A 10,130-nucleotide genomic window follows, 5' to 3' on the forward strand; every position below is an offset into this window, starting at 1 on the left:
GACTATTAATGGATATTAAGTGTTAAATAAGGGTAAAATAACGGTAATTCAAGTTAACCACTATCGAAAATTTTAATGACTATTAATAAAAAACAAATTCAATACTTAAAAGGTGTTGCTCACCCACTGAAACCCATTGTGTTATTGGGAAATAATGGCTTAACTGAAGCTGTTGTGGCTGAAATTGATTATGCCCTGAATCATCATGAATTAATCAAAGTAAAAATACCCACTGATGACAGAGAAACTAAAGCCTTAATTGTTGAGGCTATTTGCCGCGAAACAAATGCAACTAAAATTCAAGTAATAGGTAAAACATTAATTATTTACCGTCAAAGTAAAGAGAAAAAAATTCGTATTCCTAAACTTTAAACGATCAATATTACAAATTATTTTTAAAAGCCCTAAGTTAATTAACATAACACTTAGGGCTTTTTAATAAGTCATAATAGGAATAGCTATAAAAATATTTTACTGAGAAATTTTTGCCCAAGTATCACGTAAACCTACCGTACGATTAAAAATTAACTCACCTGCATTTTGAATATCATTATCTAAACAAAAGTAACCTTGACGTTCAAATTGAAACGCTTGTTCTGGTTTAGCTTCAATTAATGATGGCTCAACTTTAGCTGTTTCTATTGTGATAAGCGATTCTGGGTTCATCACTTTATGAAAATCATCTTCAGCCGCAGGATTAGGCACAGTAAATAATCGGTCATATAAACGTACCGTTGCATCAAGCGATTTATTTGCATCAACCCAATGTATAACACCTTTAGGTTTAGTACCATCGGTTGGATTTTTGCCTAATGTGTCTTCTAGGTACGTGCAATAAACGGTAGTAACATTACCTTGTTCATCTTTATCACAACGCGTTGCTGTAACAACATAAGCACCACGTAAACGTACAGCTTTATCTAAAACTAAGCGTTTATATTTTTTATTTGCTTCTTCTTTAAAATCTTCAGCTTCAATAAATAGCTCTCGGCTAAAGGGTACAATACGCGTACCTTGGCTTTCATCACTGGGATGATTTTTAACCGTCAATGCTTCTGTTTCATTCTCAGGATAGTTTTCTATCACTAGTTTAATAGGGTCAAGCACTACCATAGCACGTGGCGCATTGTCATTTAAATCTTCACGAATGCAGGCTTCTAGCACGCTCATTTCAACGGTGTTTTCCATTTTAGTAACACCAATACGTTTTGCGAATTCTCTTAACGAAGCCGGTGTATATCCTCTGCGTCTAAAAGCGGCAATGGTTGGCATACGTGGGTCGTCCCAACCATCCACAAGTTTTTCTTCAACCAAAGTATTAAGTTTTCGCTTACTCATCAAAGTGTATTCAAGATTTAAACGTGAAAATTCGTATTGATGTGGCTTAGCTGGCACTGAAACATTATCAATGACCCAATCATACAAACGCCTGTTATCTTGAAATTCTAATGTACATAAGGAGTGTGTAACACCTTCTATTGCATCAGATAAACAATGGGTAAAATCATACATGGGATAAATGCACCATTTATCACCTGTTTGATGATGGTGTGCAAAACGAACACGATAAATAATAGGATCGCGCATACACATAAAACTAGAGCTCATGTCTATTTTAGCGCGTAATGAACATTCCCCTTCTTTGAATTCGCCGTTACGCATTTTTGCAAATAACGCTAAGTTTTCTTCAACTGAAGTGTCACGATAAGGGCTCTTCTTACCTGGCTTATTCAATGTGCCGCGATATTCTCGCATGTCATCAGCATTTAAAAAGCAGACAAAAGCTAAACCTTTTTCAATAAGTTCAACAGCAAAATCATGCAATTGCTCAAAATAATCTGAGGAATAATGAATATTACCAGCCCATTGGAAGCCTAACCATTTCACATCTTTTTGAATGGCATGCACATAGTCAATGTCTTCTTTTTCAGGGTTGGTGTCATCAAAGCGTAAATTACATAAACCATTATAATCTTGTGCAATACCAAAACTTAAACAAATAGCTTTAGCATGACCAATATGCAAGAAACCATTAGGTTCTGGCGGAAAACGTGTTTGAATTGAGCTATGTTTGCCACTGGCAAGATCCGCATCGATTATTTGACGAATAAAATTGGTTGGGCGGTTTTCAACTTCCGACATCCACTGAGCCTCTAAAGAAAGTAACTAAATTGGCGGCATTATATCAAGAGTTATCAGGAACGAATAGCAAAAAGGCTCAACCGAGCCTTTAAATTATTTGATTGTATTTACTATACTTATTTTGTAGTTACTTATTCAAAATGCCATCAATAGTGCCTTGTGCTAAACCATGATAACCAGGGCGAGCTTTTTGATATACATTTACCGCCCATGCTTTGCCTTGCTCGGTTTGAGCAAGCTCTTTATACAAAGGTACAATTAACTTACGACGACCAATAGCAACTAAGTATTCTGACATAGCAGGATATACAACATCATAGCCCGCTCGAACAGATAATAAATACCATGCATGAGCAATTTCAGCATTTTTGCTATGGGTTAAATCAAACGTTTGGTCAAGTGCCGTCATACGTTCAGTTTTAAGGTCAGTAGGCAAATTATTAATAAAATGTAACCATTCATGCAATGTCCAATCTACTGTGGGTAATTGCGCTAGTGTTATTTTATTGGTTAACCATTGCGAAATTTGTTGATCAATAGTACTAAACGCTGTAGAAGTAGGTTTTGGAGCATAAGCAGGTAATCCTTGCTTGTAAATCCACTCATTCACTTCTTCATCGCTAACAATATTTGGGTATTTATGGGTTAGGTTGGCTTTTAGGTATTTAACAAAGTTAGCAGTTCCTAAACTTTGAAACGCATGACTATCAAAATATTCTAAAACAAACGCATCAAAACGGTCACGACCAAACTTTTGCTCTAAGTAAATTAAAAATAATTGACCTTTTGTGTAAGGCACTCCAGAAAATGCATCGTCAGGATCGCGCCCTTTTAAATCAATGTAGAGCTGTGTATCGCCTGATGTTAATTCAGCAATTTCATGGTTAAGGCCTTGTGCATCAAGTGCTTGTTCCATAATAGCTCTATTTTTACCAAAAACAGCTTCCATAATACGGTTTTCAACATAGCTAGTGAAGCCTTCGTTTAACCATAAGTCACGCCAGCTTTCATTCGTTACTAAATTACCAGACCATGAGTGAGCTAATTCATGAGCAATTAAATTAACTAAGCTTTTATCACCAGCGATAACTGTTGGAGTAATAAATGATAAACGTGGGTTTTCCATACCACCAAATGGAAAACTAGGAGGTAAAATTAATAAGTCATAACGACCCCAACGATATTTTCCATACATTTTTTCAGCTTTATCAATCATTGCTTGTGTATCATCAAATTCAGCTACAGCAGCGTCTAAAACACTAGTTTCAGCATAAATTCCAGTTTGATGACTCATGGCTTTAAAATGTAAATCACCCACACCTATTGCAATTAAGTAAGCAGGAATAGCTTGTGGCATAGAAAAGAAATAATCACCATCTCGCTCAGTATCAGGTACATTATTAGCACTCATAACAGCTAATAAGTCTTTGTCTGTTGAAATACGAGCAGTGTAAGTTACGCGAACACTTGGCGTATCTTGAATAGGAATCCATGAACGAGCATGAATGGCTTGGTTTTGGCTAAACAAAAAAGGTTTTTCTTTACCTGCTGTTTGCTCTGGTGATAACCATTGTAATCCTGACGCTTTTTCAGTTGAGTTATAGTAAACCCGTAATTTTTTTGCGTTAAACTGAGGCGTAATAGCCAATTTAGCCCCTAATACTGAATCACGCTTAGCAAGGTTAAAACTCACTTTTTTCCAAATACCTTGATTATTTTGAGCCAGTACATTGTGAACAACTAAATCACGTGTATCAAGAATAATAGTTTGAGATTTGTCATTGAGCCACTTTAAAGTAAGTTCAGCGAAACCTGATAAAGCTTTCTTTTCAAAATCAACGGCCAAATCTAAATAAAGATGCGTTGTAATGACTTGATCATAATTAGAATAGGTATAAGCATCATTTAAAATAGGCTTATTGGCCGACGTTTCAGCTATTGCAAACTGGGATAGTGTTAACACTACTAACAGTATAAAGCGCGTAAAAATTTTCATTTGGATTATCCTAACAAAATTCACAAAAAATAGGCCTGTAGATTACTTTGAATCTACAGGCCTATACAACCATTTATATTGATTAAACACTCAATAAATTAACAATAATATAAAGAATTATTTACAACTTCTGCATTTGAATCACAACACGACGGTTTTTACCACGTCCAAGTGTTGTTTCATTCGATGCAATATGTCGCTTTTCTCCATAGCCTGTTGCTTCTATGCGACTAGCATCAATACCATTTTTAACAAAGTAGTCTCGAACTTGTAATGCTCGGCGTTCTGATAACTTAAAGTTAGCCCAACGACCACCATAGCTGTCTGAATAAGCATCAACAAGAACTAATTCAAGCTCAGGATCTAAACTTAAATACTCTTTAATCATATCAACTCGTCGTTGCGACGCTTTAGTAAATTTATCACTATTAGATTGATAATTTAATACAGTGTAAGCAATGTCATCAAAACTGTAGTTTAATAAATTACTAACACAAGCAACAAAGTTTTGATAAGCCCCTTTAAAACGGGCAGTTGATAAACCAACAGAAATTTTATCTTGTTCGCTGTACCAATCGTTATAATAAAAAGTAGGACTCATACCCTGCTCTAACTCACTCAACATAGTCCAAGCGACTTTTTTGGGTAAACTTGGATTAAATTGTTTTTGAAGTTTCATGTCAGCTATTACCCTGCCGCCATGACCTGGACGCCAATTAGGTGACTCACTTCGCACTTGAGCCAGTGAGTAACTATCAGGCAAAAGCATCATGTCCAGTTCAAACTCCATATTAAGTTTGCGGCTTGCCTTAGCTGAAAATCGTGCTTGACCATAATTAGGAATTTGATGAGCTAATGTGCATTGTAAACGGGAGTCATTAGCCAATTTCCATGATGAACTATTGAGATCTGCACTGTATTGTCGAATCCCTGCATGGGCTTGAGTAGTGATAACACTGAAAATTAGCGTCATAAATGCTGTTACGAAAAATGTCGAAGTAAATAATAACTTATTGGCATTGTGAGAATATATTTTCATAATATTTATAACATAATTAATTAGTGACATTCGTTATATCGTCTCGAACTAACATAACTTTAGCACTTTATTGTTTTTTTTGCGCTTATTTATACCTATTCGACTATCAAACCTAATGATATTAGTGTTGCTATCGTGTTTTATATAATTTTCTGAGATAATCCAACCTCTAGATTTCCTCGCTCAAGATCAAGTAATAATATGTCAGACAAAGAAAAAATAAAAGCAGACAAAGTTAACAACGAAAATAGTAAAATTATTAAGCCACTCTTAGCACAACGATTTCGCGGTTACTTTCCCGTTGTGATTGACGTAGAAACAGCGGGGTTTAATGCTCAAACTGATGCATTACTAGAAATTGCAGCCTCTGTTTTAACCTTAGATGACAGTTCAAACAAATTATCTATTGATGAAACGATACAATTTAATGTGCATCCATTTGAGGGTGCAAATCTAGAACCCAAGGCGTTAGAATTTACGGGTATTGATCCCACAAACCCGTTACGAGGTGCGGTTGATGAAGAAGTAGCATTAAAAGCCCTATTCAAATTAGTTAGAAAAAAAATGAAACTAGCTGGCTGCCAACGTGCCATTATTGTTGCACATAATGCTGCGTTTGATTTAGGTTTTTTAAATGCAGCAACCACTCGTTGTCAAATTAAACGCAGCCCATTTCATGGGTTTGTTAGTTTTGATACAACCACTTTAGCAGGCCTTGCGTTAGGGCAAACAGTATTAGCTAAAGCGTGCGAAGCAGCAGAGATTGATTTTAATAACAGTGAAGCACATTCGGCACTTTATGATACGGAAAAAACTGCAGAGTTATTTTGTTATATAGTAAATAAATGGCAGGAGTTAGGCGGTTGGCCTCTACCGATTAGCGAATAGCGAATAGCGAATAGCGAATAGAAAATTACCCATAAAAAAAGCTAGTGTCGATCGACACTAGCTTTTCAAAAAAAATATTATTAAGATAAATTTATTAACGATTCACTTATTAATACTGTAAATTAATGCTTAAAGTTTATCAGCATTGTCTGTTAAGTATGATGCAACACCATCTGGAGAAGCTGTCATACCTTTGTCGCCTTTATTCCAACCTGCAGGACATACTTCACCATGCTCTTGGTGGAATTGTAGTGCGTCAACCATACGTATCATTTCATCAACATTACGACCTAAAGGTAGATCATTCACTACTTGATGACGTACATTGCCTTCTTCATCAATTAGGAATGAACCACGGAATGCAACGCCTGCATCTGGATGCTCCACATCATAAGCTTTACAGATTTCATGTTTAGTATCAGCAACTAATGTATATTGAACTGGACCAATACCACCATCATTTACTGCAGTATTTCTCCATGCATTATGAGAGAATTGTGAATCAATAGAAACACCAATCACCTCAACACCACGGCTTTTAAATTCTTCTATACGATGATCAAAAGCTAAAAGCTCTGATGGACATACAAAAGTAAAATCTAATGGGTAGAAAAACACTACCGCTTTTTTGCCTTTAATTGCTTCACTTAATGAAAAGCTATCAACAATTTCACCCGTACCTAAAACCGCTGCGGCTGTAAAGTCTGGGGCTGGACGACCTACTAAAACACTCATATATGCTCCATTTTTATGTTATTAATGATTAAAAAATATTATTGCGTTAACAAATACTCACAACTAGTTATTGTGCTTAATTGGAAAAAATCAATACTAAATTCATACAGAATAAAAATTTATTCTGCGTTTGTGTCTTTAGAAGCATCTTTAGCCGTTGCTTCTTTAATTAATGTTTGTAATTCACCTTGTTGAAACATTTCTAAAATAATGTCACAACCACCAACAAACTCACCTTCAACCCATAATTGTGGAAATGTAGGCCAGTCTGCATATTTTGGTAATTCAGCGCGGATATCAGGATTTTGCAAAATATCAACATAAGCAAATTGTTCACCACACGAAATTAAAGCTTGTGATGCTTGCGATGAAAAACCACAACTAGGTAATTTCGGGGAACCTTTCATATATAGTAAAACGGTGTTTTCACTAATTTGTTCTTTAATACGTTCAATTGTTTCCATAATATCCTCTAAAAAATAATATTCATTATACTAAATTGAATTGGGCGCTAAGTTGAATCGGCCGAGTATAATTTTTGTTGATACTTACATTTACAATATCATTGTGCCAAAAATTTATTTTTCAATTCAATAGAATAAATACTTAAAAAAAAATTATATACTTGTAAAATACCTAAAGAAACCCTATACACTAAGGGTTCAATATAGTATAAACTTAATACCTGAGTATTTTACTCAAGTTTTATTAGGAAATATACTCTTATTCACAAATACATAGTAACTTTTAAAAAATTAGAGAAACTGGAGAGCACAATGGCTATTGAATTACCTGCATTACCTTACGAACAAACTGCCCTAGAACCACATATTTCAGCAGAAACTTTATCATTTCACTACGGAAAACATCACAATACCTATGTTGTAAAATTAAATGGATTAATTGAAGGCACTGAATTTGCTAACAAGTCTTTAGAAGAAATAGTAAAAACTTCTTCAGCAGGTATTTTTAATAATGCAGCTCAAATTTGGAATCATACGTTTTATTGGAATAGCTTAAGCCCTAATGGTGGTGGTGAACCAACAGGCGCTTTAGCTGATGCTATTACTGCTAGCTTTGGTTCTTTCGCTGATTTTAAAGCGAAATTTACTGACAGTGCAATCAACAATTTTGGTTCAAGCTGGACATGGTTAGTTAAAAATGCTGATGGTAGCCTAGCTATTGTTAATACCTCTAATGCTGCAACACCATTAACAGATGAAAGTGTAACACCACTAATCACTGTAGATTTATGGGAGCATGCTTATTATATTGATTACCGTAATCTACGTCCTAGCTACATGGATGCTTTTTGGGCATTAGCTAATTGGGATTTTGCACAAGCAAATTTCGCATAAGCCTTCCTGCCATAAGTGTTTAACCACTCATTTTATTATTGACCCCTTCGCCGGGGTCAATACTTTGCTATTAATCTACCGTTCAACAAAAATTCATCAGACCTCAAAATTAAGTAGCAAAAGTTAAAAGTAATTACTTGATCTCACTTATTTTTTAAATATAAAAAAATAATATTTACACTTTAAAATTCGCAAAATCAGCCAAAGCAACTAGTCTTATATTATAAAGCTCAAAAATTTATTTTTAGTCAGTTTTAAACTCAAGCTTTGGAGATGATTATGAGTATTTTTCAACATTATCAAGCACGTTACGAACAAGCTCAACAAGAAGAATTTAGCTTGCAAGAGTTTTTAACCTTGTGTAAAAAAAACAAGCTGGCCTATGCAAGTGCTTCAGAGAGATTACTTAGTGCTATTGGTACACCTGAAGAGGTTGATACGGCAACTGATCCTCGATTGAGCCGTATATTTTCTAACAGAGTTATTAACCGATACCCAGCGTTTAAAGACTTTTATGGTATGGAGGAAGCTATTGAACAAATTGTTTCATACCTTAAACATGCCTCTCAAGGATTAGAAGAACAAAAACAAATTCTATATTTATTAGGCCCCGTCGGTGGTGGCAAATCATCAATTGCTGAAAAACTCAAAGCGTTAATGCAGCAAGAGCCTATTTATGTTTTATGTGCTAATGGTATTCGGAGCCCAGTGAATGACCATCCATTTTGTTTATTTGATGTGCATTCAGACGGCAAAATATTACAAGAAGAATTCAATATACCAGCACGTTACCTTAATAATATTATTTCACCTTGGGCAGCAAAACGCTTACATGAGTTTAAAGGTGATATTGCTAAGTTTTCCGTTGTAAAAGTCTATCCTTCTATTCTTGATCAAATTGCTATTGCAAAAACAGAGCCTGGTGACGATAACAATCAAGATATTTCTGCTTTGGTTGGCAAAGTTGATATAAGACAGCTTGAGCATTTTGCCCAAAATGATGCAGATGCCTATAGCTACTCTGGTGCACTATGTAGAGCAAACCAAGGATTAATGGAATTTGTTGAGATGTTTAAAGCACCAATCAAAGTGCTTCATCCATTACTTACCGCCACACAAGAGGGAAACTATAATCCAACAGAAGGATTATCTGCCCTACCTTTTAATGGTATTTTACTGGCTCATTCAAATGAGTCTGAATGGCAAACATTTAGAAACAACAAAAACAACGAAGCGTTTTTAGACAGAGTTTATATAGTCAAAGTACCTTATTGTATGCGTGTTTCTGAAGAGGTAAACATCTACAAAAAGTTGCTTGAAAATAGTGAACTAAAATCAGCACAATGTGCACCCGATACGTTAGAGACACTTGCGCAATTCTCAGTATTGTCAAGATTAAAAGAACCTGAAAATTCAAGTATTTACTCAAAAATGCGTGTATATGACGGTGAAACCTTAAAAGATACAGATCCTAAAGCTAAATCGTATCAAGAGTATAGGGATTATGCAGGTATTGACGAGGGTATGTCGGGACTGTCCACACGGTTTGCTTTTAAAATATTATCTCGTGTATTTAATTTTGATAATAATGAAGTGGCGGCAAATCCTGTACATTTATTTTATGTCTTAGAACAACAAGTTGAACGAGAGCAATTACCAAAAGAAACAACCGAACGTTATTTAGAGTTTATTAAAGGTTATTTAACACCGCAATATATTGAATTTATTGGTAAAGAAATTCAAACAGCCTATTTAGAGTCTTACTCTGAATACGGTCAAAATATTTTTGATCGCTACGTCACTTATGCTGATTTTTGGATTCAAGATCAAGAATATCGTGACGCAGAAACATGCCAACTTTTTGATAGACAAGCACTTAATGACGAACTAGAAAAAATAGAAAAACCTGCAGGTATCAGTAATCCTAAAGATTTCCGTAATGAAATTGTTAACTTTGTACTTAGAGCGAAAG

The 10,130-nt window shown here is 35.1% G+C and carries 9 protein-coding genes; 4 read left to right on the top strand and 5 right to left on the bottom strand.

The window, feature by feature from the left end; translation table 11 throughout:
* Nucleotides 1-75: 75 nt before the first annotated feature.
* On the top strand, nucleotides 76-372 hold the full coding sequence (gene yhbY / locus ACE1OF_RS11880; RefSeq protein WP_448894688.1) for a ribosome assembly RNA-binding protein YhbY: 297 nt from the start codon (nucleotides 76-78) through the stop codon (nucleotides 370-372).
* A gap of 99 nt (nucleotides 373-471) precedes the next feature.
* On the opposite strand, the gene glnS is transcribed toward yhbY, so the two are convergent.
* The 3 genes from glnS to ACE1OF_RS11895 all read right to left on the bottom strand — a co-directional run bounded on the left by glnS (nucleotide 472) and on the right by ACE1OF_RS11895 (nucleotide 5,111).
* On the bottom strand, nucleotides 472-2,142 hold the full coding sequence (gene glnS / locus ACE1OF_RS11885; protein WP_448894690.1) for a glutamine--tRNA ligase: 1,671 nt from the start codon (nucleotides 2,140-2,142) through the stop codon (nucleotides 472-474).
* A 127-nt stretch (nucleotides 2,143-2,269) separates the two neighbouring features.
* Nucleotides 2,270-4,138 (bottom strand): M1 family metallopeptidase, encoded by a 1,869-nt coding sequence (locus ACE1OF_RS11890; protein WP_448894692.1) that lies wholly within the window; start codon nucleotides 4,136-4,138, stop codon nucleotides 2,270-2,272.
* Nucleotides 4,139-4,259: 121 nt separating this feature from the next.
* Nucleotides 4,260-5,111: a flagellar protein MotY gene (locus tag ACE1OF_RS11895; RefSeq protein ID WP_448894694.1), complete on the bottom strand. Its 852-nt coding sequence runs from the start codon at nucleotides 5,109-5,111 to the stop codon at nucleotides 4,260-4,262.
* Nucleotides 5,112-5,378: 267 nt separating this feature from the next.
* On the opposite strand from ACE1OF_RS11895, the gene rnt reads away from it, so the two are divergent.
* The gene (rnt, locus tag ACE1OF_RS11900; RefSeq protein ID WP_448894696.1) at nucleotides 5,379-6,065 is read left to right on the top strand and encodes a ribonuclease T; all 687 of its coding nucleotides are present in this window, start codon (nucleotides 5,379-5,381) and stop codon (nucleotides 6,063-6,065) included.
* Between the two features lie 129 nt (nucleotides 6,066-6,194).
* On the opposite strand, the gene ACE1OF_RS11905 is transcribed toward rnt, so the two are convergent.
* Together ACE1OF_RS11905 and ACE1OF_RS11910 are read right to left on the bottom strand one after the other, a co-directional pair.
* A complete protein-coding gene (locus tag ACE1OF_RS11905; protein ID WP_448894698.1) occupies nucleotides 6,195-6,800 on the bottom strand; it encodes a peroxiredoxin C in 606 nt (201 codons plus the stop codon).
* A gap of 119 nt (nucleotides 6,801-6,919) precedes the next feature.
* On the bottom strand, nucleotides 6,920-7,264 hold the full coding sequence (locus tag ACE1OF_RS11910; RefSeq protein ID WP_448894700.1) for a Grx4 family monothiol glutaredoxin: 345 nt from the start codon (nucleotides 7,262-7,264) through the stop codon (nucleotides 6,920-6,922).
* Nucleotides 7,265-7,576: 312 nt separating this feature from the next.
* Here ACE1OF_RS11910 and sodB point away from each other — a divergent pair, with 312 nt between their 5' ends.
* Together sodB and ACE1OF_RS11920 are read left to right on the top strand one after the other, a co-directional pair.
* Nucleotides 7,577-8,158, top strand: coding sequence for a superoxide dismutase [Fe] (gene sodB, locus ACE1OF_RS11915; protein WP_448894702.1), 582 nt, complete (start codon nucleotides 7,577-7,579; stop codon nucleotides 8,156-8,158).
* A 279-nt stretch (nucleotides 8,159-8,437) separates the two neighbouring features.
* Nucleotides 8,438-10,130 (top strand): PrkA family serine protein kinase (locus ACE1OF_RS11920; protein ID WP_448894704.1); only part of this gene is annotated, 1,693 nt, incomplete at its 3' end.

The sequence above is a fragment of the Colwellia sp. E150_009 genome (genome assembly GCF_053543955.1).